This window comes from Deinococcus radiodurans R1 = ATCC 13939 = DSM 20539, from assembly GCF_000008565.1.
Classification (GTDB): domain Bacteria; phylum Deinococcota; class Deinococci; order Deinococcales; family Deinococcaceae; genus Deinococcus; species Deinococcus radiodurans.
The window spans coordinates 2,173,357-2,197,545 of sequence record NC_001263.1 but is presented as its reverse complement, the minus strand read 5'-3'; the positions used below and the strand labels follow the sequence as shown (position 1 = coordinate 2,197,545).

25 protein-coding genes and 4 tRNA genes are annotated in these 24,189 nt (G+C 67.5%); 9 read left to right on the top strand and 20 right to left on the bottom strand.

From position 1 onward, the window contains the following. Positions 1-25 precede the first annotated feature (25 nt). Positions 26-772, bottom strand: coding sequence for an ABC transporter ATP-binding protein (locus DR_RS11285; protein WP_010888828.1), 747 nt, complete (start codon positions 770-772; stop codon positions 26-28). Next, on the bottom strand, positions 769-1,599 hold the full coding sequence (locus tag DR_RS11280) for an ABC transporter permease (RefSeq protein ID WP_010888827.1): 831 nt from the start codon (positions 1,597-1,599) through the stop codon (positions 769-771). The genes DR_RS11285 and DR_RS11280 overlap by 4 nt, the downstream gene beginning before the upstream one ends. A 157-nt stretch (positions 1,600-1,756) precedes the next feature. On the opposite strand from DR_RS11280, the gene DR_RS11275 reads away from it, so the two are divergent. Continuing rightward, positions 1,757-3,142, top strand: coding sequence for a YdgA family protein (locus DR_RS11275; protein WP_010888826.1), 1,386 nt, complete (start codon positions 1,757-1,759; stop codon positions 3,140-3,142). 66 nt (positions 3,143-3,208) lie between these two features. Here DR_RS11275 and DR_RS11270 read toward each other — a convergent pair whose 3' ends face one another. The 5 genes from DR_RS11270 to DR_RS11255 all read right to left on the bottom strand — a co-directional run bounded on the left by DR_RS11270 (position 3,209) and on the right by DR_RS11255 (position 7,838). Further along, a complete protein-coding gene (locus DR_RS11270; protein ID WP_010888825.1) occupies positions 3,209-5,725 on the bottom strand; it encodes a glycosyltransferase family 1 protein in 2,517 nt (838 codons plus the stop codon). After that, positions 5,722-6,144 carry a DUF2785 domain-containing protein gene (locus DR_RS17250; protein WP_373969213.1) on the bottom strand — a complete coding sequence of 141 codons (423 nt, stop codon included), beginning with the start codon at positions 6,142-6,144 and terminating at the stop codon, positions 5,722-5,724. The genes DR_RS11270 and DR_RS17250 overlap by 4 nt, the downstream gene beginning before the upstream one ends. 140 nt (positions 6,145-6,284) lie before the next feature. Further along, complete coding sequence (lysX, locus tag DR_RS11265; protein WP_027479919.1) at positions 6,285-7,151, bottom strand: lysine biosynthesis protein LysX; 867 nt, start codon at positions 7,149-7,151, stop codon at positions 6,285-6,287. Between the two features lie 89 nt (positions 7,152-7,240). Continuing rightward, a complete protein-coding gene (lysW, locus tag DR_RS11260; protein ID WP_017870443.1) occupies positions 7,241-7,414 on the bottom strand; it encodes a lysine biosynthesis protein LysW in 174 nt (57 codons plus the stop codon). Between the two features lie 64 nt (positions 7,415-7,478). Next, complete coding sequence (locus DR_RS11255) at positions 7,479-7,838, bottom strand: hypothetical protein (protein ID WP_164927988.1); 360 nt, start codon at positions 7,836-7,838, stop codon at positions 7,479-7,481. A 62-nt stretch (positions 7,839-7,900) separates the two neighbouring features. Between DR_RS11255 and DR_RS11250 the strand changes: the two genes are divergently transcribed. Beyond that, entirely contained in the window at positions 7,901-8,584 is a 684-nt protein-coding gene (locus DR_RS11250; RefSeq protein WP_010888822.1) for an ABC transporter ATP-binding protein, read from the top strand. A 68-nt stretch (positions 8,585-8,652) separates the two neighbouring features. On the opposite strand, the gene DR_RS11245 is transcribed toward DR_RS11250, so the two are convergent. From DR_RS11245 to DR_RS11235, 3 genes are all read right to left on the bottom strand, one after another. Beyond that, a complete protein-coding gene (locus DR_RS11245; RefSeq protein ID WP_010888821.1) occupies positions 8,653-9,765 on the bottom strand; it encodes an NADH:flavin oxidoreductase/NADH oxidase in 1,113 nt (370 codons plus the stop codon). A gap of 97 nt (positions 9,766-9,862) precedes the next feature. Then, positions 9,863-10,495, bottom strand: a complete 633-nt coding sequence (locus DR_RS11240; RefSeq protein WP_034350278.1) for an LON peptidase substrate-binding domain-containing protein — start codon at positions 10,493-10,495, stop codon at positions 9,863-9,865. Between the two features lie 243 nt (positions 10,496-10,738). Continuing rightward, positions 10,739-10,815, bottom strand: a tRNA-Pro gene (locus DR_RS11235). 96 nt (positions 10,816-10,911) lie between these two features. On the opposite strand from DR_RS11235, the gene DR_RS11230 reads away from it, so the two are divergent. Next, positions 10,912-12,165 (top strand): aminopeptidase, encoded by a 1,254-nt coding sequence (locus DR_RS11230; RefSeq protein ID WP_010888819.1) that lies wholly within the window; start codon positions 10,912-10,914, stop codon positions 12,163-12,165. Between the two features lie 162 nt (positions 12,166-12,327). Here the strand turns inward: DR_RS11230 and DR_RS11225 are convergent, their stop codons facing one another. From DR_RS11225 to DR_RS11195, 7 genes are all read right to left on the bottom strand, one after another. Continuing rightward, a complete protein-coding gene (locus tag DR_RS11225; RefSeq protein ID WP_010888818.1) occupies positions 12,328-13,716 on the bottom strand; it encodes a class I SAM-dependent methyltransferase in 1,389 nt (462 codons plus the stop codon). Between the two features lie 39 nt (positions 13,717-13,755). Then, entirely contained in the window at positions 13,756-15,012 is a 1,257-nt protein-coding gene (locus DR_RS11220) for an aminotransferase class V-fold PLP-dependent enzyme (protein ID WP_010888817.1), read from the bottom strand. A 75-nt stretch (positions 15,013-15,087) separates the two neighbouring features. Then, positions 15,088-15,534 carry a DUF6508 domain-containing protein gene (locus DR_RS11215; protein WP_010888816.1) on the bottom strand — a complete coding sequence of 149 codons (447 nt, stop codon included), beginning with the start codon at positions 15,532-15,534 and terminating at the stop codon, positions 15,088-15,090. 68 nt (positions 15,535-15,602) lie between these two features. Then, a tRNA-Arg gene (locus tag DR_RS11210) sits at positions 15,603-15,679 on the bottom strand. A 27-nt stretch (positions 15,680-15,706) separates the two neighbouring features. Then, positions 15,707-15,799 (bottom strand) — tRNA-Ser (locus tag DR_RS11205). A gap of 29 nt (positions 15,800-15,828) precedes the next feature. Beyond that, positions 15,829-15,916: transfer RNA gene (locus tag DR_RS11200), tRNA-Ser, on the bottom strand. A 65-nt stretch (positions 15,917-15,981) separates the two neighbouring features. After that, positions 15,982-17,277 (bottom strand): carbon-nitrogen hydrolase family protein, encoded by a 1,296-nt coding sequence (locus tag DR_RS11195; protein ID WP_010888815.1) that lies wholly within the window; start codon positions 17,275-17,277, stop codon positions 15,982-15,984. A gap of 80 nt (positions 17,278-17,357) precedes the next feature. Here DR_RS11195 and DR_RS11190 point away from each other — a divergent pair, with 80 nt between their 5' ends. From DR_RS11190 to DR_RS11170, 5 genes are all read left to right on the top strand, one after another. Next, entirely contained in the window at positions 17,358-17,990 is a 633-nt protein-coding gene (locus DR_RS11190; RefSeq protein ID WP_010888814.1) for a hypothetical protein, read from the top strand. A 273-nt stretch (positions 17,991-18,263) separates the two neighbouring features. Beyond that, complete coding sequence (locus DR_RS11185) at positions 18,264-18,899, top strand: hypothetical protein (protein WP_010888813.1); 636 nt, start codon at positions 18,264-18,266, stop codon at positions 18,897-18,899. Further along, positions 18,896-19,450 carry a GTP-binding protein gene (locus tag DR_RS11180; RefSeq protein WP_010888812.1) on the top strand — a complete coding sequence of 185 codons (555 nt, stop codon included), beginning with the start codon at positions 18,896-18,898 and terminating at the stop codon, positions 19,448-19,450. The genes DR_RS11185 and DR_RS11180 overlap by 4 nt, the downstream gene beginning before the upstream one ends. Continuing rightward, positions 19,447-19,824 (top strand): roadblock/LC7 domain-containing protein, encoded by a 378-nt coding sequence (locus DR_RS11175; RefSeq protein WP_010888811.1) that lies wholly within the window; start codon positions 19,447-19,449, stop codon positions 19,822-19,824. The genes DR_RS11180 and DR_RS11175 overlap by 4 nt, the downstream gene beginning before the upstream one ends. 57 nt (positions 19,825-19,881) lie before the next feature. After that, the gene (locus tag DR_RS11170) at positions 19,882-20,346 is read left to right on the top strand and encodes a hypothetical protein (protein ID WP_010888810.1); all 465 of its coding nucleotides are present in this window, start codon (positions 19,882-19,884) and stop codon (positions 20,344-20,346) included. Between the two features lie 143 nt (positions 20,347-20,489). On the opposite strand, the gene purB is transcribed toward DR_RS11170, so the two are convergent. The 3 genes from purB to DR_RS11155 are packed head-to-tail and all read right to left on the bottom strand — an operon-like array spanning position 20,490 to position 23,620. Continuing rightward, on the bottom strand, positions 20,490-21,797 hold the full coding sequence (gene purB, locus DR_RS11165; RefSeq protein ID WP_010888809.1) for an adenylosuccinate lyase: 1,308 nt from the start codon (positions 21,795-21,797) through the stop codon (positions 20,490-20,492). A 16-nt stretch (positions 21,798-21,813) separates the two neighbouring features. Beyond that, the gene (gene cdd, locus DR_RS11160) at positions 21,814-22,287 is read right to left on the bottom strand and encodes a cytidine deaminase (RefSeq protein WP_010888808.1); all 474 of its coding nucleotides are present in this window, start codon (positions 22,285-22,287) and stop codon (positions 21,814-21,816) included. Further along, entirely contained in the window at positions 22,280-23,620 is a 1,341-nt protein-coding gene (locus DR_RS11155; RefSeq protein ID WP_010888807.1) for a hemolysin family protein, read from the bottom strand. The genes cdd and DR_RS11155 overlap by 8 nt, the downstream gene beginning before the upstream one ends. A gap of 359 nt (positions 23,621-23,979) precedes the next feature. Here DR_RS11155 and DR_RS11150 point away from each other — a divergent pair, with 359 nt between their 5' ends. Beyond that, the gene (locus tag DR_RS11150; RefSeq protein ID WP_027479921.1) at positions 23,980-24,171 is read left to right on the top strand and encodes a hypothetical protein; all 192 of its coding nucleotides are present in this window, start codon (positions 23,980-23,982) and stop codon (positions 24,169-24,171) included. Positions 24,172-24,189 lie beyond the last annotated feature (18 nt).

Sequence of the window (24,189 nt, the reverse complement as noted above, 5' to 3'; positions counted from 1 at the left end):
GTCTTTTGACTCACTCCATCCCGGCTCAGCCCTCCAGCACCCGCCGCAGTTCCCCCACGCTCAGCCCCTTGCTCGGGGCGTCGAGCGCAATTTCGCCGCCGCGCAGCGCCACCACCCGTTGCCCGAGGTGCAGCGCCTCGTCGAGCTGGTGCGTCACGAAAACCACCGTGACCTTTTGCTGCCACCAGATCGCCAGCAGTTCGTCGGCGAGTGTGGTGCGGGTCGCGTGGTCGAGCGCGCTGAACGGCTCGTCGAGCAGCAGCAGCCCCGGACGCACCGCCAGGGCGCGGGCGATGCTCACGCGCTGGCGCTGCCCGCCCGAGAGTTCGTGAGGCCGCCGCGCCTCGTACCCGCTGAGGCCCACCAGCCGCAGCGCATCAGCCACCCGCGCGGCTTTTTCGGCGCCGCTGACCCCCTTCAGGCCGAACGCCACGTTGCCGCCCACCGTCAGCCAGGGAAAGAGCGCGGCTTCCTGCTGCACCAGCGTCAGCGCCGGGTGCGGGCCATTCACCGGGTCGCCGCCCAGCCGAATCTCGCCCTGCTGGGGCCGCAAAAAGCCCGCCAGCAGCGAGAGCAGCGTGCTTTTGCCGCTCCCCGACGGCCCCACCACGCACAGAAACTCGCCCGGCTCCACGTGCAGGTTCAGTGGCCCGACGCCCGCGCCGCCCACGTTGCCGCCCCGGTAGCGGTAGGTTACGCCGTTCAGGTCCAGGCTGCGTCCCAGTTCAGTCCGGCTCGATTCGGCGCGGCTCAGTTCCGTGCGCGCCGTCACGAGTTCACCTCCAGACCGTAGTTGCGCCGCACCCGGCCCTCCACGAGCCGCAGCAGTGCGTCGAACACGCCCCCGATGACGCCGATAATCAGGATGGTGGACAGGACCAGCGCCACGTTCGCGGTGTTGCGTCCGATTTCGAGTTGCTCGCCGAGGCTTTTCGCGCCCGCAATCAGCAGTTCGCCGCCGACGAGCGCGCGCCACGCGAAGCTCCACGCCGTGCGCAGGCCGCTCAGCACGTTGGGCAGCGCGGCGGGCAGCGACACCCGCAGCAGCAGCTCCAGCCCGTTCGCGCCCAGGGTGCGCCCGGCGGTTCGCAGGGTGGGCGGCACGTTGAGCAGCGCGCCCGACACTGCCAGCGCCACCGGAATAAAGCCTTCCAGAATCACCACCGCCAGCACCGCCCGCTCGTTGAGTCCGAAAAACAGGATGGCGAACGGCACGAAGGCAATGCTCGGCACGCTTTGCAGCCCGGTCAGGTACGCGCCCAGGGTGGCCCGCAGCGGCAGCCACGCGCCCATCAGCAGCCCGATGACGCCGCCGAGCGCCACCGCCGCCACGTACCCGGTCAGGACCCGCCGCAGGCTACCGCCGATGGCCGCGAGCAGTTTACCGTCCTGCGGCCCGGTGCCCCACAGCCCGTAGGAAATCTCGGTCCACACGGCGCCCGGGCCAGGAAACACGTAGGGCGGGTAGAGCCCCAGGCGGTCCGTGACCAGCCACCAGATGCCCAGCAGGAGCAGCAGACCGCCGAGTTGCCAGCCGAGCACCTGCCAGCGCGAAGGTGCAGCGCCCGCTTCCCGGCGCGCGGAGGGAGAAACAGTCACCCTGGCAGCTTACACGGATTGATGACCGAAAAGGTCAACTGCTGAGGCGGGCAGTTCTGTAAGCGCCGCCTTCAGCGGGAACCTCCAACGGGCAGTCAACGTAATCAGGAGCACGAAAGGCTCTCCCATCCCATTCCCGGCCCTCGCTGGAGGCAAGATGACCCGCACCCCCACCCCACCCCGCACCCGCACCGCGTCCGCCCGCCGTTTTTCGCCCGCTCTGGCCCTCGGGACCGCTGCCCTGCTGCTCGGCGGCGGTTACGTGGGCGCCACGGCGATTTTTTCCAGTCGTGCTCAGGACACCACGCAGCAGGCCGTGCAGCAGCTCACCAGCACGCTCGGGTCGAGCGGCGTGGTCGAGGTGGAGAAGTCGGAGTACCACAAGGGGTTTACCGACAGCACCCAGACCATGACACTGATTGTGCAAGACACGCCGGACGGGAACGGGCAGCCGCTGCGGCTGCTCGTCACCAACCACATCAAGCACGGGCCGCTGCTCGGCGCGGCGGGCGTGGGACAGGCGCTGGTGGACACCGATATTCGCTTTGCCGACCCCAAGACCCAGGCGGCGCTCGACAAGGCGTTCGGCGGCCAGAAACCCGTCATCCGCACGGTGGTGGGGCTCACGGGCGCCTCAGACACCGCCGTCCGTATTCCCGCCGGAAAATTCACCGAGGAAGGCCAGCCGGGCGACCTGAGTTGGCAACCGCTGACCGGCGCCGTGCGGGTCGCGGGGCTCAAGACGAACGTCGCCTTCTCCTGGCCGGGCCTGTTTCTCAATGCGCCGGGCACCAGCGGCGCGGTCGGCCCCATGAAACTGAGCGGCACCACGACCCGCGCCAACAAGGACGACCTGCTCGGCAGCGGGCAGATGAACCTGACACTCGACCGCCTGACCGTCAGCCAGGGCACGCAGCCCGTGACGTTCAGCGGCCTGAAGGTGAGCAGCGACAGCCGCCGCGACGGCAACTTTCAGAACCTCGCCGTGGCNTACGCGGTCGCCGACGTGAGCGCCGCCGGCAGGAACCTCAAGAACCTTGAGCTCGCGCTCAGCTTCGACCACCTCGCCCGTGAGCCACTGCAACGTCTGGCCCGCTTCGCGCAGGACCTTCAGGCCACGCAGGCGAGCAGCAAGTCGCCCGCCGACCTCACCCCGGCCCAGGAAAAGCAGCTCGAAACCGACGTGCTGGCGCTGCTGCGTGGTCAGCCGGTGCTGCGGCTGAGCCGCCTGAGCCTCGGCCAGCCGGGCCGCGACGTGCAGGTGTCGGGGCAAGCCACCCTGCCGGGGGCGAGCCGCCTGACCGCCGAGAACTGGAACACCCTCGCGCCCGCCGAGCTGATGAGTATGGTCAGCGCCGATTTCAAGCTCAGCACCAGCGAAGCCGGGCTACGCGACCTCGCCGCGACCCTCGGCCAGGGTCAGGCCGCCGACGTGCAGACCCTGGTGGACAGCGGCACCCTGAAACGCGAGGGCAACAAGCTCGTGGCGACCTTCAGCTTCAAGGACGGGCAAATGCTGATGAACGGGCAGCCGGTGCAGTAAACCCATCGGCCAAAGAAAAGGCGCGCCGGAGAACAAGTCCGACGCCCCTTCTCTTTGGCCCTCAGCTCAGGCCCACTTGATGAGGCCCGCTTCGAGGTCGTTGCTCAGGCCGTCTATCAGCGGCAGCATCCGCACGCCCACCGAGTACAGACCGCTGTCGTCGAGCGGAATCTCGGCGCTGTACTGCCCGCCTTCGCCCGGCGCGAGTGGGTAGCGCTGCACTTCGTCGCCGCGCTTGAGGACCGCTTCGACCCGCAGTTCCTCGGGGCGGATGCCGGCAGGATTGACCTGCGCCGACACCGTGACCTGCTCGCCGGGGCGGGCAGTGGCGGGCAGGTTCGCCTGCGCCGAGATGCTGGTGTGCGGCCACTGCTGCCGGACCCAGGCTTTCCAGGCGGCGAGGTCGCGGGCACGGGCGCCGCCGTGGTCGGCGAGTTGCGTGCCGCGCTGCCCCAGCGGGAGGTAGTACTGCTGCACGTAGTCGAGCACCTGCCGCTGCATGGAAAAGCGCGGGCTGACAGTCTCGATGGCGTCGCGCACGGTGTGCGCCCAGCTCGCGTTGCCCTGCGCGTGGCCGTAGTAGCGCGGCGCGATTTCGTGTTCGAGCCGCTGGTACAGATCGAAGGCGTCGGCGTCGTCCTGCACGTTCAGGTCGGCGTATTCGCGCTCCTCGCCAATCGGCCAGCCGTTGGTGCCGTCATACCCTTCGCGCCACCAGCCGTCCAGAACGGAGAAGTTGGGCGAGCCGTTGAAACTCGCCTTCATGCCGGATGTGCCCGAGGCTTCCAGTGGGCGGCGGGGGTTGTTGAGCCAGATGTCCACCCCCTGCACGAGGTGGCGCGCCACGTTCATGTCGTAATTTTCCAGAATCACGATTTTGCCCCGGAACTCGGGTTCCTGGCTGGTGCGGTAGATCTCCTGAATAAACGCCTTGCCGGGGTTGTCGGCGGGGTGCGCCTTGCCCGCGAAGACGAACTGCACCGGGCGCTCGGGGTTGTTCACGATGGCGGCGAGGCGCGGTTTGTCGCGCAGCAGCAAGGTGGCGCGCTTGTAGGTCGCAAAGCGGCGGGCAAAGCCGATGGTGAGCGTGCCCTCGTCGAGCAGGTTGTCGGTCGCGGCCACGTCGGCGGCGCTCGCCCCGTTGCGCAGCAGTTGCTCGCGCACCCGGCCCCGCACGAAGGTGATCATCTCGCGCTTCATCTCGCGCTGCACGTTGCTCAGTTGCTCCTCGGTGAGCTGCTCGACCGCCTGCCACATCGTTTCGTCTTCCAGCCGCTCGGTCCAGTCCTCCGGCAGCACGGTGGACAGCAGGTCGCGCATCCGCTGGCTGGTGAAGGTCAGGTTGTGCGCCCCGTTGGTCACGTGGCCGATAGGCACCTCGTTTTCCTCGGCGCCGGGGTAGAGGAAATTCCACATGCCCCGGCTGACCTCGCCGTGCAGTTCGGAGACGCCGTTGGCCGCCCGGCTCATGCTCAGCGCGAAGACCGTCATGGAAAAGGCCGGGACCGTGTGGCCGTCCCACTGCTGGTCGTGCCGTGCCAGCGCGTACAGTTCGTCGCGCCCGGCGTGCAGCAGCCCCGGCCACTCACCGATGTATTTGTCCATCAGCTCATAGGTGAAAGCGTCGTTGCCCGCTGCGACGGGGGTGTGGGTGGTGAACAGGGTGCTGCTTGCGGCGAGTTCGGCGGCGGTGCGGAAGTCCTGGCCCGCCGCCACGTACTCGCGCATCCGTTCCAGTGCCATCAGGGCGGCGTGCCCCTCGTTCATGTGATAGACGCTCGCCGGCACGTCCAGCGCCCGCAGCGCCCGGATGCCCGCCACGCCGAGCAGCACGTACTGCTGCACCCGCAGTTCCTGGTTGCCGCCGTAGAGCCGCGCGGTCAGCTTGCGGTCGTCCTCGCTGTTGTCCGGTACGTTGCTGTCGAGCAGCAGCACCCGGACGCGCCCGACTTGCAGCGTCCAGACCTTGACCGCCACCTCGCGCCCGGCAATCCGCACCGACACGCGGATGTCCTCGCCCGCCGCGCTCTGGGCGGGCTGTATCGGCAGGGTGGTCAGGTCGAGTTCGTCATACGCCTCGTTTTGCCAGCCGTCCTTGTCGAACAGTTGCCGGAAATACCCCTGCGAAAACAGCATCCCCACGGCGGTGAAGGGCAGGCCGAGGTCGGACGCACTCTTGCAGTGGTCGCCCGCCAGCACGCCGAGGCCGCCTGAGTAGATGGGCAGCGACTCGTGGAAGGCGTACTCCATGCTGAAGTAGGCCACCGGCTTCATCTGCGGGGCGTGCCTTGCCGCCCAGGTGTCTTTTTTGCCCATGTACGCGTCGAAATCGGCCATCACCTGCGCGTAACGCCCCAGGTAGGCGGGGTCCTGCGCCGCCGCGTTCAGGCGGTCCTGGTCCGCTTCCAGCAGCAGCCGCACCGGGTTGTGCTGGAAGCGCTCCCAAAGTTCCGGCGACAGGTCGCGGTACAGGGCCTGCGCGCGGGGCGTCCACGACCAGTAGAGGTTGTACGCGAGTTCGGACAGCCGCGCGATTTCTGCGGGTAGCTGCGGCAGCACCGTGACCTTGCCGATGACGTTCATATGCCGGGCAGCTTACACGAGGCTCTCACAGGGTGCGTGAAGGGACTTGGCGCCGCGCCGGGGTCACTCCGGGGAGGCCGGAAACGCCAGCCGCAGCACTGTAAGCAGCTCAGCCGGCCACCCCTCCCGCGCCGGGGCCGGGATGACCTGGCCGCCGGGCGCGGCTGCCCGGGGGTCGGCGTCAGGCGCGGGGCGGTCGTCGTCGCGGGTAAGGGCAGGATGCAGCGCAGCGCAAAACAGAGGGCGGCGTCGGCGCCGTGGGCCAGCGCGTGCAGCCAGCCGTGCTCCGGGTCGTGCGGGCGCAGGTCGGTTTCGCTCAGATCCGCACGACCAGTCGGGCGCAGACATGGCCCATTGTGAACCCGGCCAACGAAAAAGGCAGAAGCCTTTGCCCCCGCCTCCGTTACTTTTTCTCTCATACGGTTTTAATCCGATTCCCGAACATCCGGAAAGGCGCCGGATGCCCGTCCATCTCCTTAAAACCGTATTTTTTCCATGGGCTCCGCGCAAAATTGCGCCCGGACATGTCCGGGACTCAATTTGAAACCGTATCAGCCCATCAGCCCAGCAGACTGACCGCGTACTCGCCCATCAGGCGCGGGATGTTCACGCCCGTGGTGCTCACCGAGTTCTTGAACTCCATCGTGTGGTTGATTTCGATAATCACCAGGCCGTCCCAGTCGTTCTGGCGCGCCGGGTCTTCCACCAGGTCAATCGCCACGATTTGCCCGTCCACGGCGGCGGCGGCCCGCTGCGCGAGGTCGGCGATGGCGGGGGTCACTTCGCAGTTGCTCGCCTTGGCCCCGCGCGCCGTGTTGGTGATCCAGTGCTCGCTGGTGCGGTAAATCGCGCCGATGCCCTGCCCGCCGACCACGAACGCCCGGATGTCGCGCCCCGGCTTGTTGATGAGTTCCTGCACGTAAAACACGCCGTGTTGCGGCCCGCCGAGCACTTCCTTGTGCTCGATGACGGCTTCGGCGGCGTCGCGGTCGTTCAGGCGGCTGACCATGCGGCCCCACGAGCCGACGGTGGGCTTGAGCACCACCGGGTAGCCCATTTCCTCGATGAGGCCCAGGGCACTCTCGCCGTCGAAGGCGACCCCGGTGCGCGGGGTGGGCAGCCCAGCGGCGGCGAGGCGCGCATTGGTCGCCAGCTTGTCGCCGCACAGCTCGATGACGTGCGAGGGGTTAATGACCTTGACGCCAAAGCCTTCCAGCGCACGGGTCACGGCGTGGCCCCGGCTCTGGCTCACGCAGCGCTCGATAGCGACTTTCCACGGCACGCGGGCGCGGCCCTCATCGTCGAAAGTCACGGTGAGCTGCGGCGTGTACACCTTGTCGTAGGGCACGCCCAGCTCGTCGAGCGCCCCGAACAGCATCTTTTCGTCGGGGCGGACGCGGTCATAGAGAACAGCGAGGTCGGCCATAGCTGCCTGGGGGCAGGTCAAAGGGTCTAAAGGTCTGAGGGTCTAAGCGGACGGAGCACTTAGACCCTCGGACTCTAGACCCTCCGACCTTACTCCCCCCAGTCCTCCGCTTCCTGCGGGGCGGCTTCGAGGCGGGGCGGGTCGATGGACACGACCTCGTATTCCACACCGGTTTCGTCGTCGATCACCAGTTCGCCCAGTTCGGGGTTGGTCAGTTCGATGGTCGCGCCGGTTTCGGGATTTTCAAATTGAACAGTCGCCATAATCACTCCTTGCGTTTGATAGGCTAACTGCTTTCAATTTTTACATTTGCAATTGACTAGACACTCAGCGGCGCGGTTGTTCCTCGTCGGGCGGCGTCTCGTCGGTCAGTTCGAGTTCGATGCGGGCGTGGCAGTGCGGGCAGTCCACGAGGCTCACGCTCACGCCGTCCACGCTCTCGATGACGGGGGCGGTGAGCAGCATGTCTTCGGTGACCTCGAATTCCTCGCTGCACGCCGGGCACACCGTCAGGATGCCGAGCAGTTCGAGTTCGAAGTCTTCGCCGCCGCCGTTGCGGGTCACTTCCATTTCGGCGTTGCACGAGTCGCACACGAGCACGTCGCCGACTTGCAGCTCGGCGCGGTCCTGCTCGGTGAGTTCGAGAACTTCGCCGCAGATGGGGCAATCGATTTCCAGGGTCGCCATAACACCTGATTCTAGTGGGCAGCCTTTGTTCTCGTGTTCCTGGCAGACGCTCTGCGCTTACAATGCCCCGCGTGACTTCCGCTCCCCCGGCCCTCGAAGCCCGGCACGTCGTGCAGCGCTACGGCGCCGCCACCATCCTGCACGGCGTGTCGCTGGCCGTCGCGCCGGGCGAAGTGGTGGCCGTCAGCGGCCCCTCGGGCAGCGGCAAAAGCACCCTGCTGCACCTGCTCGGCGGTCTCGACGCGCCCACCGAGGGCGAAGTGTGGTGGGCGGGCGAGCGGGTGGACACCCTCGGCACCCAGACCCGCTCGCAGCGCCGCGCCGGGCGGCTGGGGCTGGTGTTTCAGCACCACTACCTGCTCGAAGATCTGACGCTGCTGCAAAACGTGCAGGTGCCAGGGATGCTCGCGGGCGTGCCGGACGAGGGCCGCGCCCAGCTGCTCCTCGACCGGGTGGGTCTGGGACCGCGCGGCGGCGACTTTCCCGGCGTCCTCAGCGGCGGCGAACGGCAGCGCGTCGCTCTGGCCCGCGCCCTGGCGGTGCGCCCCGCCGCCGTGCTCGCCGACGAACCCACCGGCAGCCTCGACCGCGCCGGGGCCGAGCGGGTGGCCGAGTTGCTGCTGACCCTGGCCCGCGAGGACGGCGCCGGGGTGCTGCTCGTGACCCACGACGAACGGCTGGCGGCGCGCGCCGACCGGACGCTGCACCTGCTCGACGGGCAGCTGGAGGAGGACGGGACGCGCTGACAAAAGGGAGGGGGCCAGGCCTGGTTGCCCTCCCCCGCCCGCTCACGGCTGCTTGTCCTGGCCTGCGCTTACCACCCCGCCCGCGCGTACTGGTCGATGGACACCGGGCGCAACCCGAGTTCCCGCGCCGCGCGCTGCGCCCAGTGGGGGTCGCGCAGGAAGGGGCGGCCGAGCGCGATCAGGTCGGCGTCGCCTGCCTGCAAGATGGCCTCGGCCTGCGCGCCCGTCTCGATGAGGCCGACCGCCATCACCGAGATTTCGGTTTCGGCGCGGCTCACGGCGGCGGCAAACGGCACCTGATAGCCGGGGCCGACCTCGATCTGCTGCGCGGCGGTCAATCCCCCGCTGCTGATGTCGAGCACGTCCACGCCCTCGTACTTGAGCAGTTTGCTGAGTTGCACCGTCTGTTCCAGGTCCCAGCCGCCCTCGGCCCAGTCCGTGGCGCTCAGGCGCACGAACAGCGGCAGGTGGGCGGGCCAGACGTGCCGCACGGCGCGGACGACTTCGAGCAGCAGCCGGGTGCGGTTTTCGAAGGAGCCGCCGTAATCGTCGGTGCGGGTGTTGGCCAGCGGCGAGAGGAACTGGTGCAGCAGGTAGCCGTGCGCGGCGTGGACTTCCACAGCGTCGAACCCCGCGACCTGAGCGCGGCGGGCGGCGGCACTGAAGGCGTCCACCACGCCGCGCAGCTCGTCGGCGCCCATCATCGCCGGGGTGGGGAAGAGGTCGTGAAAGCTGTTCTCGTCAGGTCCGATGACCTGCCAGCCGCCCAACTCGGCGGGCACCGCGCCCTTGCCGCGCCAGGGGGCGTAGGTGCTCGCCTTACGTCCGGCGTGCGCGAGCTGCACCCCAATGTGCCCGCCGTGCTGGTGCACGAAATCAGTGATGTGGCCCAGCGGCACGATCTGGCGGTCGTCCCACAGGCCCAGGTCCTCGGGGGTGATGCGGCCCTCGGGCGAGACGGCGGTGGCCTCGGCCAGAATCAGCCCTGCCCCGCCGAGCGCGTACTGGCCGAGGTGGACGAGGTGAAATTCGTTGGCGACGCCGTCGGTCGCCGAGTAGGTGCACATGGGCGAGACGACCACCCGGTTGGGCAGTTCCAGGCTGCGAAGTTTCAGCGGGGTAAACAGCAGCGGCGCGGCGGGACTGGCGGGTTGAGGTGCAGCGGCGGAAGACACGGTCATGGCCGAAATCTAAGGGCTGCGCCGCCCCCTGAACAGGGAAGGGATACCCGAGTGAGAAAAAAAGCGAGGAATGACGAAGCCGAGGGCGGGAGCCTGCTCAGTGCAACGCCGCCCCGTCGCCGCTCGCCTCTGCGGGAAGGGCCGCCAGCAGCAGCTCCAGCCGGTCGAGCAGTGTCGGGGCCGCCAGCGCTGCGTTGCAGGCGGGCGCGGCGCGGTCCAGGCTCAGGGCACACAGCAAGCTGGCGGCGTAACTGGCGAGCAGCAACGGCTCGGCGGGTGCTTCCTGCCGCAGCACGGCGGCGCGCTCGGGCCAGGAACGCTGCATCCCACTCAGCAGGTCGGCGCCCCTTTGCTTGATAGCCTGGGCCTCCGGCGGGTCTGAGTCAGGCAGCGGCCACAGCTCGGCCCCGGCGGTCAAGAAAGGCTCGTCGAACATCATCCCGCGCAGCCGGAAGCGCTCGCCGCCGACCACCAGAATCGAACTCGTGCCGTCCTCGTGGACTTCCGCCTCGGTCAGGTGGGCCAGCGTTCCCACCAGCGAGAGCCGCTCATGCAACGGCAAGGTGCTGTCGCGGCCCCGCTCAATCCACACCACGCCGAACGGCTCGCCACTCGCCTGCACGCGCCGCAAGAGGGCGCGGTACCGCTCTTCGAAGACGTAGAGCGGCAGCGCCTGTCCCGGAAACAGCACCGTCGGCAGGGGAAAGAGGGGCAGCGAAAGAGTCGGCATAAACGGCAAGCGGGGAGACCAATCTACGCTTCGGGGCGGCGCCCGCTCACCGCCGCTGCTTACGATTCCGCGTCCTGCCGGGCACTTCTGCCGGCTGCCCCACCTTCTGACCTGCCCCCCGGGGGTATTTTGTGCGCCTGCTTACCGAGTTGGGCGGGGGAGAAGCACTTTTCCGGTTGAGGGACCACCTCCAAATCGGGAGGAGGCCAAAAAAAACCCCCTCACGGAGAGGGAGTTCTTTGCTGGTCGAGGCGGCGAGATTTGAACTCACGACCCCTACCACCCCAAGGTAGTGCGCTACCAGGCTGCGCTACGCCTCGTCACACCAGCGGGAAGAATCATAGGGGTTCTCGCGCGGCGCGTCAAGGGGCGCGGGTCCGGCAGCGATTTTTCGCCCTGCACTTGCCTATGCCGGTATGCTGCGGCCTATGACTTCAGATTTGAGTTTCGAGCAGAAGTTGCAAAACTATGCCCGCCTCGCCGTGCGGGTGGGGCTGGGGGTCAAGCCCGGTCAGCGCGTGCTGGTGCAGTCGCCAGTGGACGCCGCGCCGCTTGCCCGCCTGATCGTGCGTGAGGCGTATGCAGCGGGGGCACGGTTCGTGGACGTGCGCTGGGACGACGACGACGTGCAGCTCGCCCGTTTCGAGCTCGCGCCTGACGGCACCTTTGAGGAAATCAGCCAGTGGCGGGTGGACGCTGAACTTGAAACCGCCAATGCGGGCGGCGCCGTGATTGCCATTCGCGCCACCGACCCCAACCTGCTGGCGAAGGTGGACCCCGAGCGTGTGGCGACCTGGCAGCGGGCGAACGCGACCTACCGCAAGCCCTACTCCCTCCAGGTCATGACCAACCGCCTGAACTGGAACCTGGTGAGTGCCCCGATTCCCGGTTGGGCCACCCTGATGTTCCCCGAGGCGAGCAGCGAGCAGGCCGTCGAGCAGCAGTGGGACGCCATCTTCGCCGCCGTCCGTGCCGATCAGCCCGACCCGGTGGCTCTCTGGGAAGAGCACCTCGCCAACCTCAAGCGCCGCCGTGAAATTCTGACTGGCAAGCAGTACCACGCCCTGCACTTCCGGGGCGGCGACACCGACCTCACCGTGGGCCTCGCCGACGACCACATCTGGGGCGGCGGCGCAGCGGACACCCCCAGCGGCGTGACCTTTACCGCCAACATCCCCACCGAGGAAGTCTGGACCGCCCCGCACCGTGAGCGGGTAGACGGCGTGGTCGTCAGCACCAAGCCGCTCTCCTACGCGGGCACGCTGATCGACGGCATCCGGATCGAGTTCAAGGACGGGCGCATCACGGGCGCGAGCGCCAAGCAAGGCGAGGCCGCGCTGCTCAAGATGATCGACACCGATGAGGGCAGCCACCGCCTCGGCGAAGTCGCGCTGGTGCCGCACTCCAGCCCCATTTCGCGTTCGGGCCTGTTTTTCTACAACACCCTGTACGACGAGAATGCCGCCTCGCACATCGCCATCGGCAGCGCTTACCGCTTCAACGTCAAGGGCGGCATCGACATGGACGCCGAGCAGTTCGCGCAAAAGGGCGGCAACGACAGCCTGACCCACGTGGACTGGATGGTCGGCAGTGACCAGATCGACGTGGACGGCATCACCAAGGACGGCAACCGCGAACCGGTGATGCGGGCGGGCGAGTTCGTCATTTAAAGTCAGGAGACAAGAAAAAGGGGCCGCCCGCTGGGTATGGCCCCTTTTTTCGTTGTTCCCTAGAGATTTGACAAAAGAATTGCCTTGCGCTGTTTGACCCTCTACCAAGGGGAGAGGGCCTGCCAAAGGCAGGGGTGAGGGGTCTTTATTATGTCAAATGCTCTAGCGGTACAGCCCCGCCCGGCTCAGCGGCAGCGGCACCGCCCGCTCGGCGTCGGGTTTGGCGAGCAGGCTCTGGAAGAGGGTGAGGTGGCCCTTGCGGAAGTAATACGAGGTGGCGCCGAGGTAAAGCCGCCACAGCCGCAGCCTTTCTTCGCCGAGCAGGGCGAGTGCTTCGGGCCGGTGCGCTTCGAGCCTCGCCGCCCAGTGCCCAATCGTCAGGGCGTAGTGCTCGCGCAGGTTCTCCACGTCGCGGACCTCGAACAGTTGCTCGGAGGCGTATTTCAGTGTTTCCCAGACCGGCAACAGTTCGCCGTCGGGAAAGACATATTTGCGGGCAAAATTGCCGCTTTGCAGCCACATCGGCACCCGCGCCTGCCCGATGCCGTCGCCGATGGCGTGGTTGAGCATCAGCCCGCCGGGTTTCAGGGCCGCGTAGGCGCTGCGGAAATATTCGGGCATGTTGCGCCGCCCGACATGCTCGGCCATGCCCACCGAGGCGATCTTGTCGAACTGCGCGGGGCCACGGCTGAGCACGTCGCGGTAATCGCGCAGTTCGAGCTGAACCTGCCCCTCCAGCCCCGCCACCCGGACCCGCGCCTGCCCCTCTTGCAACTGCGCCTGCGACAGCGTCACGCCGAGCACCTGCACCCCGTAGTGCTGCGCCGCGTAGAGGCTCAGCCCGCCCCAGCCGCAGCCGATGTCGAGCAGCCGCTCGCCGGGCCGCAGTTGCAACTTGCGGCAGATGTAGTCGAGTTTGGCGGTTTGCGCCTCATCCAGCGTTTCCTGCCCGCCGGGAAAGTAAGCGCAGGAGTACACCATCCGCTCGTCGAGCCACAACTTGTAAAAGTCGTTGGATACGTCGTAGTGGTACTGAATAGCCTGCTGGTCACGCTCGCGGCTGTGCTGTTCGCCCTCCAGCGACACGCTGACCGGGCGCGGCATTTCCCCCGCTCCCCGGCGCAGCAGGTCCACGTCGGCGAGCAGGCCCGGCACCTGCGCGAGCGTGGGCAGCTCTCCAAAGTCGTCGGCGAGCCCCGCCACGGCCCCGAAGTCGCCCTCGATGTCGAAGTCGCCGCGCAGGTACGCCTCTCCCAGGGCAAGGTCCACCGGCAGCCGCAGCATTCGCCCGAGCGCGTGTTCGGTTTTCAACGTCAGCCGCGCTTGGGCCGGGGTGCGGCCCGCCGGCAGCACTGTGCCGTCCCACAGTTCAAGGTCGAACCCGCGCTCAGCGGGAAGCAGAGTACCGAGCAGTCGCAGGGTGGCCGCCCGCACCTGCTCGGTGGAAGGAGAAGGCTGCGCCCGCCGCGCCGCGAGGGCCAGGGCACCTAGACCGGCTGCGCCGAGGCCCGCACGAACTGCCCGGCCTGACCGGGGTTTGAGTTTTGGCATGGCCTCAGCCTAGCGGAGCCGGGGGTATTCCACCGCGCCTCAATTCAGCGCTTGCTCGATGTCGGCCTGCAAGTCCATCACGTCTTCCACGCCCACGCTCATGCGAATGGTGCCGGGGGTCACGCCCGCCGCGTGCCGGGCCGCCTCGGGCACCCGCCCGTGGGTGGTGGTCCAGGGGTGGACGACGAGGGTCCGCACGTCGCCGAGGTTGGGGGCCATGCGCAGCACCCGCAACCGCGAGAGGAAGCGCGAGGGGTCGTCCACCTCGAAGGTGAGGACCGCGCCCGCGCCGCGCGGCAGGTACTTCTGAACCAGTGGGAAGCTCGGGTGCCCCGGCAGGCCCGCGTAGCTCACGCCGCCGACGCGGGGATGCTGCCCCAGCCAGCGCGCCAGCGCCAGCGCCGAGTCGGATTCGCGTTGCAGCCGCAGCCCCAGGGTTTCCAGGCCCTGCGCGATCAGGAACGCGCTGTGCGGCGCGAGCGTCATGCCGAGCTGATGCGCCCCAAACCACCGCTGCCGCCACGCGAGGGCGTCCGCGCCGCGCTGCTCGAGCAGGCTGTTTTCGCCGCCCGCATAAATCGGGTTGCGGCTCAGGTCGTGCTGCGTGCCCACCGTCACGCTGCCGCCCATGACGCTGCCGTGCCCGCCCGCCCACTTGGTGAGCGACTGGCTCACGATGTCGGCGCCGTGGTCGAGGGGCCGACACAGGTACCCCACGCCGCCGCAGGTGTTGTCGATGGCGAGCAGGGCGCCGCGCTCGTGGGCAACCCCAGCCAGCGCCTCGACATCGGCCACCGCGCCCGAGGGGTTGGAAATCATCTCGGCCCACACCAGCCGGGTATTGTCCTGCATAGCAGCGCGAATCTGCTCGGGGTGGCCCTCCACCAGCGTCGCCGTGATGCCCATCAGCGGCAAAATATTGGTCAGCATCCCGGTGCTGCCGCCAAACAGGCTGGCACTCGACACCACGTGGTCCCCGGCCCGGCACACGCTCAGAATGGCGGTGAGGCTGGCGGCCTGCCCGCTGGCGAGGGCCACCGTCGCCGCGCCGCCTTCGAGCACCGTGAGACGCTCCTCCAGCGCCCGCACGGTGGGGTTCTGAATGCGGGCGTAGCTCAGGCCTCCGTTGTATTGAAACTCGTCTTGCGCCTGCTCCAGCGTGTCGAACTGAAAGGCCGCCGCCGCGTGAATCGGAAAGCCGATGGTTTCGCCCAGGCCGCGCGGAATCCCGCTCTGCACCGCCGCCGTGTCGTAGCTCCAGGACGCGTCATTGGGGGAAGAAGGGGTGTTGGTCATGGCCTCACCCTATGCCGAGCAGGAAGCGGAAAGGCCAGCCCTGCTTAACTTTTCGGTCGCTGGCGCGTAGGCCGCTCAGCGTAGGGGTGACGTCTCACCTTGCCGCGCCAGCACATCGGCACGCCGCAGAAGGCCGAGCAGCAGCCCACTTTCCCAGAACGCCAGTTGTGTTCCTTCGCAGAAGCGTTCCTGGCGGGCGAAGACGGTCAGGAGCTGGGCCAGCTGCCTCGGGGTGGCCTGTGCCAGAGCTGCCGGATCGTTGCGAAGGGCCTGGGCCTGTGCGGTTTGCAGCCATTCGGACCACTGAAAATGCTCGTCCTGGTAGATCCAGCCGAGCTGATCGGCGGTGTGGACGAGATTCAAGACCTGTTCTTCATACCTGTAGCCCAACAGGTGCAGGGAGCCGTCCGCCATCGGGCAGACAGGAGAGGCTCCATCGGTGAAGTGAAAGTTCGGTGCCCCGAAGATGGGGAGATAGGCAGCGATGGTCTGCAAGGCCTGTCGGGAGAGGTCGGGGGTCATCTGCCTCCATCATCTCTGGGAAAGCGCCACAAAGCAAAAGAAGAACCCCCGCTTGCGCGGAGGCTTGGTGGTGTGCCCGAAGAGATTCGAACTCCTGGCCTTCTGATCCGTAGTCAGACGCTCTATCCAGCTGAGCTACGGGCACATCTCGGGTGTTACTCGGGTACTGCTTTGGCGGAGAGGGCGGGATTCGAACCCGCGGTACACTTTTAAGGCGTACGAGCGTTTAGCAAACGCTTGGTTTAAGCCGCTCACCCACCTCTCCAGATTGTCATGTGCTCCTTGCGAAGCTTTTGGCGAGGGGTGAGGGATTCGAACCCCCGGTAGGTTGCCCCACTACGGTTTTCAAGACCGTTGCCTTCAACCACTCGGCCAACCCCCCTGACTCGGCGGGTGCGCTGCCTGTCTCAAGCGCGAGAGGAAGTATACGGGCGGCCCCCAAACTTGTCAACGGTTGCGTTTGCGCCCGAGGAGGGCCAGCGCCAGCACGCCCACGCCGACGAGCGCCCATCCGCCCAATCGGGCCTTTGGGGAGCGTCCCAGTGTGGCCTCTCCCGCCAGCCAGGCGCGCAGGGCGTCCTCGTGTGGTGTGGCGGGCGGCACCGGGCAGGTGGTGGGCGGCAGTTCCAGATCGGCGTGCAGGACTGTCGTCAGGTACTGGTTTTCGCGGGGGTGACCGCTGCGGGCCGCGAGCTGTTGCCCGATCTCGCGCAGCTCCTCGGGCGCTGTCGTGTCCGGGGCCACCCAGGGCGCCAGCGCCAGAAAACCGGGGCGCGGGTCGGTGAGCACGTAACTGCGCGGCTGCGGCGCCTCGGCAGCGGGTCCAGCGATCGCGCTCTGGCCGTCAAAGGTCAGGTCAAGCAGGTTGCCGACCACCATCGGGTTGACGGCGTAGGGAATGCGCGTGCGCTGCGTCACCTGCCAGCTCGATTCCAGCCAGGCGAGCGGTTGGTCGCGCACGTGCGCCGGGTCAGGCGGCAAGCCTTCGAGCGAGGTCCAGGGCGCGGCGTTGGCGTCGGGTTGCAGCAGCACCGTGCAGCCCTGAGCTTCCAGGCGCTCGATCACGTCGGCGCGGAAGGCGTCCAGGCTGATCGCCACGCCCAGGTCCCCGACCGGGGTGGGGAAGACCCGCAGCTCGTCCAGGCGGCCCGGCGTCAGGTCCACCCCGCCCGCCTCCTCGTCGGGCGTGAGGTGCACTTTGTCGGTGCAGCCGATGAGTTCGCCCTGCGGCCCAAAAATGACCGTCTGGTTGGTCAGCGTGCCCGCCTCGCGCTCTACGCCACGCGAGGTCAGGCGGTAGCGCGGCAGCGGCGTGGAGCCTGAGCAGAGGTAAACGCCGTATTCGCGCGCCAGGTCACGGCAGGTTGCGAGGTACAGCGCCGCGTTCTCGTCACTCCCGGCCAGTTGCAGGGCACGGATGGGGGAGACGCGCTCGCGCAGCAGCACCGGCAACACCCGTCCCAGACGCCGCACGAACAGCGCCGCCGCCGCCCGCTCGAAGGTGCCCAGCCGCGCTGCCCAGCCGTCGCCACGCAGCACCAGCGGCAGGCCGTTGAGTTCGGTCAGCACGACCAGGGTGGGCCGGTCCGCAGCCAGGTGGGGCCGCGCCGCTTCCAGTTGCGAGCGCAGCCAGCGCCGGAACGCCGGGGCACTCCCGAAATCCTGCGCCGACCACTGGGGCTGCACGGCGACAGCGCGAAAGCGGCGGACAGGCGCGGGACCAGACGGGGCGGAGCCGGACATGCCCTGATGCTAGCGGCCCCCGCCTCACTTGCCCCTCGCCTCACATTCAGAGGCAGTCAGGACGTGACAGCGTAGGGGGCATGTTCAAACCCTCAGCGAAGAGGCAAAGCCATCCGCCGGAAGCGGACACGCCGGGCCAGAAGCTGCCGGGGCGCGTGCGGGTGCGGGCGCTGGCGTCGCAGCTCGCCGGGCGGGCGCTGACCGACCCCCGCGTGCAGGACGTGACCGGCAACTTGCGCGGGCGCGGCGAGGACCTGCGCGGCCAGGTGCGCAACCGGGCTGAGGAGCGTCTGGAACACTTGATCGAGCAGCGCCGGCAGGAGCGGGGGCAACCGCTGTCGCCGGAGGTGGACGCCGCCCTGGCCGCCCGCCGTCACGCACGCGAACAGCGGGCCGCGCAGCAGCAGCTGCGGGCGCAGGCGCTGAGCCACGCGACCACCCCCGAGGAGCGCCGGGTGCTGACCCGCGTGGCCGATGCCAGCCCGCTCACCGGGGGCCAGCCGCCCGTCCCGCGTTACACCGCGCTGCTTGACGCTCTGGCCCCCGGAGGCCACGCCGAGCGCGAAATGGCGGTGCACCGCGCCATCTGGAGCCTTGCCGAGCGCCGGGTGCTGGCGGTGTCGGCTCATGGCGACGTGACCTTCGGGCCGCTGCTGACGGACCTGCCGCCCGCGCCCTACGAGCTGGGGGAAGAGTCGAACGGCGGCGTCTGAGCCGACCTTTTGTTAACGAAGTGAAGTCTCATTTGTCGCTCCAAGGGCTAAGAAAAGCCCAGAAAAAGCGTACCTGGGACAGGTATGCTGGGGCGCGGCATCGCCCTGATTTGCCACGGCTGACGGTGAAAGAGTCGGCTGTGAGATCAGGGTGCCGATCAGGGTGAGACAAGTGTAAGAACTCCGCGCCTACAGTCCTTGCCGGGTGCCCAAGGGAGCGCGAGAGTTCAGCCGACCGGCCCCAGATTCAGGCAAAGAGGCGGATGATAGACCTTGGCCATTTACGGTGACTTCGAGTACCACGCATTCAACGACATCATGAAGGTGCTCCAGCGCCATACCGGCGTGCTGTTTATGCGCACCGCTCTGGCGGGCCGCAGCGTGGAGCTGCACCTGCAACAGGGCACCTTGCAAGCAATCTTTATCGACGGCTTTCCCGTGAGCGAGCCGCTGCGCGTCCGCGACACGGTGGCGCAACTCGTGAATGGAGCGCGCGGCGAGTACAGCTTTGAGGCTGGCCCGACCGAGTACCACTTTGCGCTGCCCGTGAACGAGCTGATTCGTGAAGCCCTGAGCGGCAGCGCGATTCCCGAGCAGCAGCTCCCGCACCCCGACACTCGCTTCGAGGTCGTGCCGTCGGCGCGCTCGGTGGCGCTGCCCGAAGCGCTGCGGGCGAGCTGGGCGTCGCTCTCGCCGCTGCTTCAGCACGGGGCCTCGGCGACGGACCTGTCAGGCCAGTTGCGGGTCAGCCTGCCCGAAGCCCGAGCCGAGCTCTACCGTCTGCGCGCCGCTGGCCTGATTGCCCCGCAACGGGCCGCCGCGCAGGCCCAGGTCAGCGCCCAGCCCGCTGGTCCTGTTCGCAGGTTGCTGAGCGCCCTGCGACGCCTGACTGGAGGAAGTTCTGCATGATTCCTATGAAACTCGTCGTCTCCGGCCCGGTTGGGGCGGGCAAGACCACCTTTGTCCAGACCCTGTCCGAAACCCCGGTCGTCAGCACCGAGGCCGATGCCAGCGAGGACATCGGCAAGGCCACCACCACCGTCGCCTTCGACTTCGGCACGCTCATTCTCGACGGCACCGAGCTGCACCTCTACGGCACGCCGGGCCAAGACCGCTTCGACTTCATGTGGGACGTGCTGTGTGAAGGCGCGCTGGGGCTGGTTCTTCTGGTCGCCGGCAACCGCCCGCAGGACTTTTTGCACGCCCGGCACATTCTCGAATTCATCACCAGCCGGAACCCGGTGCCCTTCGTGGTCGGCGTCACCCGCCAGGACCTCGAGGACGTCTGGAGCCCGCAGGACATTGCCAGCTACTTTGACCTGCCGACCGAACAGGTGATTGGCCTTCAGGCCACCGAACCCGACAGCGCCCGGCAGGTGCTGATCCACCTGCTCGAATCGCAACTCACCCCCGAGACTCAGTCCGAATCCGGAACCCAGACTGAAAAGGAGACCGCATGACCGCCCCCGCCAGCAAACAGCAACAACTCCAGGCCACCCTCCAGAGCCTGCGCACGTCTCTCCCCGAACTTCGCGGCGCCCTGGTGGCGACCACCGACGGCCTGCCGATTGCGCAGTCGTTCAGCGACACCACCGACTCCAACCGCGTGGCCGCGATGGCCGCCACCGCCCTGGGTCTGGGCAAGCGCATCAACGACACGCTGGGCACCGGCGAACTGACCGAGATGTCGGTGAGCGGCGCCGACGGTCAGGTGTACGTGTACGCCACGGGCCGCAAGGGCGTGCTCGCCGTCGTGACCCCCACCGGCATGAACCTCGGCCTGCTGCACATGGAAGCCCGTGACGCCGCGCGCACCGTCGCGCTGGTGCTCTGAGCTTCTGCCCTTCCCGCCCTGTCCTTCTGACTTCTTTCCCCCTCAAGGAGTACCTCAATGTCCGAACTGCGACCCACCCTCGGTGACTTCAACTCTGTCGTCTGCTTCAAAGCTGTGATTACCGGGATCGAGGACACCCTCGGCCCCGACGGCGCCGCCGTGGTCTTTACCCGCGCCGGCAAGGTGCGCGGCCACAACCTCGCCGGTGAACTCGGCGTGACCGGCGCCAACGTGCCCACCGAACAACTCGCCGAGCTGCTCAATGGCGCCATCGGCAAGGACGGCACCCGCCTGACCGGCGTGCACAGCGTGGTCAAGGACGGCGACAACTACATCGTCGACTGCTTCGACACCGTGTGCAGCGCGGGCGAGGAGCAGGGCAGCGACCGCAAGTGCACCTTTACCCTGGGTGCGGTGTGGGGCGCGCTGGAAGCCATCACCGGCCAGACCTTCCTCGGCGAGCACACCGAAAGCGTGCTGCGCGGCGGCGAGTACGACCGCTTCGTGTTCAGCCCGCTGTAAAGCTGACGGCAGAAAGAAAAGAGGGGCGCGTCCGTAACTTGGACGTGCCCCTCTTTCGTTTTACCTGGACGAAATCGTCTGGGCTGCTGCTCACTCCGTTCGGATTGCATCCCCAGCACCAGGGGCTGCAATCGCAGTCTGTCTTACATCCCAAACCGGGCGTAGATGTCGTCCACGTGCCGCAGGTACCACTGCAAGTCGAAGGCGGCGTCGAGTTCCGCGTCACTCAGCGGGTTTTCTGGGTCGGCCTTCAGCAGGTCGCGCAGGCCCTCGCCGGTTTCCCAGGACTTCAGGGCGTTGCGCTGCACGATGCCGTAAGCCGCCTCGCGCATCATTCCCTTATCGTCGATCAGGGCGTGCAGCACGCGCTGGCTGAACACCAGACCGCCGAGGTCGTCCAGATTTTTGAGCATCCGCTCGGGGAAGACCACCAGGTCGCGCAGCACCCCGGTCAGGCGGCGGGTCGCGTAGCTCGCGCTGGCGGTGGCGTCGGGCAAGATGACGCGCTCGGCGCTGGAGTGGCTGATGTCGCGCTCGTGCCACAGTGCCACGTTCTCCAGGCCCGTCGCCAGAAAGCCGCGCAGCAAACGGGCAAAGCCGGTCACGTTCTCGGTCAGGATGGGGTTTTTCTTGTGGGGCATCGAACTGCTGCCGGTCTGCCCCTTGCCGAAGGGTTCCATCGCCTCGCGCACCTCGCTGCGTTGCAGGTGGCGGATTTCCACGGCGATTTTCTCCAGCGTGGTGCCCAGGATGGCGAGCGCGGCGAGCACCTCGGCGTGGCGGTCACGGGCAAGCGTCTGGTTGGTGACGGGCGCGGCGTGCCAGCCCCAGCTCTCGGCGACTTCTTCCTCGATTTTGGGTGAGACGTGCGCGTAGGTGCCCACCGAGCCTGAGAGCATGACCACCTGCACGCGGCCCCGCGCGGCCTGCAACCGTTCCAGATCGCGGTCGAGCGTCGCCATCCAGTTCAGGAACTTGAGGCCGAAGGTCATCGGCTCGGCGTGGATGCCGTGGGTGCGGCCCACGACCGGCGTGTGCTTGTGCGCGGCGGCCTGCATGCGGCACACCTCGCGCAGCGTCTGCACGTCGGTGATGATGAGCCCCATGGCCTCGTCAAGCAGCAGGTTTTGCGCGGTGTCCACCACGTCGGTGCTCGTCAGGCCGTGGTGGATAAAGCGGGCCTCCTCGCCGTAACGCTCGGTCAGGGCGCGGGTAAAGGCCACGATGTCGTGCCGGGTCACGGCCTCGATTTCGGCCACCTGCTGCGCGAAGGCGTCGTCGAGGGGGTCGGCTTCACTCTTTTGTACCAGCGCGGCATGCGCTTCGGCGGGCACCTCGCCGTGCCGGGCCTGCGCCTGCAGGGCACTCAGCTCGACCTTCAGCCAGGCGCGGTACTTGTTCGCCTCGCTCCAGAGAACCTTCATTTCGGGGGTCAGGTAGCGGTCAATCATCGCCGCTCAGCGTAGCTCACCCGCCTGCTCCGGGCTCTTCCTCTTCCTGCGCCAGCCGAAAGCCGTGCGGCAGAAAGTCGCGCACCAGGCCGCTGATGACCTCGCCCTGCGCGTTGGTGCAGACCACACGGGCGTCGGGCGCGAACTCGAACAGAATCTGGCGGCAGGCCCCGCAGGGAGTCGCGGGCGGGCTGGCCTCGGTGTAGACCACCAGGTCGGTGAAGGTCCGTCCGCCCGCCGTCGCCAGGGCCTGCACCGCCGACTGCTCGGCGCAGCGGGTAAGACCGAAGCTGGAGTTTTCGACGTTGGCCCCGAAAAAGACCTGCCCGTCGGGGGTGCGGAGCGCGGCGCCGACCCGGAACTTGCTGTAGGGCGCATACGCCTGCTTGAACGCGGCCTGAGCCCCGGCGAGCAGTTGCGGGTCGGGCGTCAGGTGCAGGGCGTTGCCGTCCGGGTGGGAAGCAATAGATTCAGCATTCTGTTCAGTCACGGGGCAACTCTATGGGAATATCGAAGGGGTCGGCGTCGGGCGCGCGCTCCACCCGCACCCGCGTGACCCGGCGCTGGTCGGCTTCCTCGACCGTGAACGACCAGCCGCCGTGGACAAAGCTCTGGCCCACCTCGGGAATGTCACCGAAGTGACTGGTCATGAACCCCGCCAGCGTGTCGTATTCGGCCTCGCCGTCTTCGAGATTGCTGCCCAGCCGCTCCTCGACCTCATGCACGGTCAGGCTGGCGTCCATCAGGTAGATCCCCTCGGCGATCACGATGATGGGCTGCTCCTCTTCCTCGACGGTCTCGTCGTAGATTTCACCCACGATTTCCTCGATGGCGTCTTCAAGCGTGACCAGGCCCATGGTGCCGCCGAACTCGTCGACCACGATGCTCATGTGCGACTTCTTGGCACGCATCTTGGCGAGCAAGTCCTTGATCTTCATCGCTTCGGGCACGAAAAAGACCGGGCGCATGATGTCGGCGATGGTGAGGTGGTCGAGTTCGCCAAGGTGGCGCAGCACGTCACCGATGTGCGCGATGCCCACGATGTTGTCGCCGGTGTCCTGATAGACCGGCACCCGCGAGTACCCGTGCTCGTCGTTGAGTTCGAGCAGGCGGCGCAGCGGCAGGGCGCTGTCCACCGTCACCATGTCCACGCGCGGGCGCATGACCTCGCGTACGGTGGTGTCGGACAGGTCGAAGACGTTGTACACGAGTTCTTTTTCGCTGTCTTCCAGCACGCCTTCCTGGCTCGACGCGCTCACGATCATGCGGATTTCTTCTTCCGAGTAGGCGGTGTGGTGTCCGGTGACAGCCTTGAGGCCAAACAGCCGCACCACGCCGTTGCCGAGCGCGTTCAGGCCGCGAATGGCCCACTTGAACACGCCCGCGAAAGCGAGCAGGGGCCGGGTAATCATCAGCACGACCTGCTCGGGGCGTTGCAGCGCCCAGCTTTTGGGGGCGAGCTCGCCGAAGACGATGTGCAGGGTGGTGCTGATGGCGAACGCCACGCCGAACGCGATGGCCTTGCGCGAGCTTTCGCTGAGGTCGGTCTGGTGCAGCAGCGGCTCGAGCAGGTGCTCGATGGCGGGCTCGGCGACAAAGCCGATCGCCAGACTCGCCATGGTGATGCCGAGCTGCGTGGCGGCGATGTAGAGGTCGAGGTTTTGCAGGGCGCCCTGGGCCGCCTGCGCCGTCGCGTTGCCTTCTTCGGCCAGCTGGTCGATCCGGGTGCGGCGCACGCTGACGAGTGAAAATTCGGCGGCCACAAAAAAGCCGTTCATCAGCACCAGAAAGAACATGGCGAACAGTCCAAAAATGTCGTTCATGCAGTGACGCGCTCCGTGTTCGCGTCCCGGTCATCCGCCTGGCACATGCTGCCCGCCGCCCGCACCCGCCGAGTCAGCGGAGCGAAGCGGCGTCGGTGGCCGGTAAGGGGGGTCAGCCACAGTAAAAAAACCGCCTGCGGGCGGGTGTCCCTGGGCGCTCGGGAAGAGCCAGAACTGGGAGGCTCCATAGCAGAGCGGACTATACCATGCCCCTGTTTGCCAAATGTCAGTGCTGACTGACCTGCCCGGCGGCCCTGGCCTTCGGGGTTTATTCATAGTTTGTGGCTTCGCCAGTGCGCCGAAAGGAAAGTAGTCTCTCCTCTCACTTTGCGGCGAGGCCGGCCCCGCAGCATAGGCCCATGACCAAAGACGATGCCCAGAACCCCAACCCCGCCAACTCCACCGCTGTCGAGGAAGGTCAGGCCCGTGACATGAACATGGAGCCCGGTCGCGGCGCCCGCCAGGAACCCGGCGCGAACATGAGTGAAGAGACGCTGGACGAGAACGTGGAAACCGGCAACACCAAGTACACCGCGCTCGACAACGAATAAACCTGCTGTTTTCTCTGG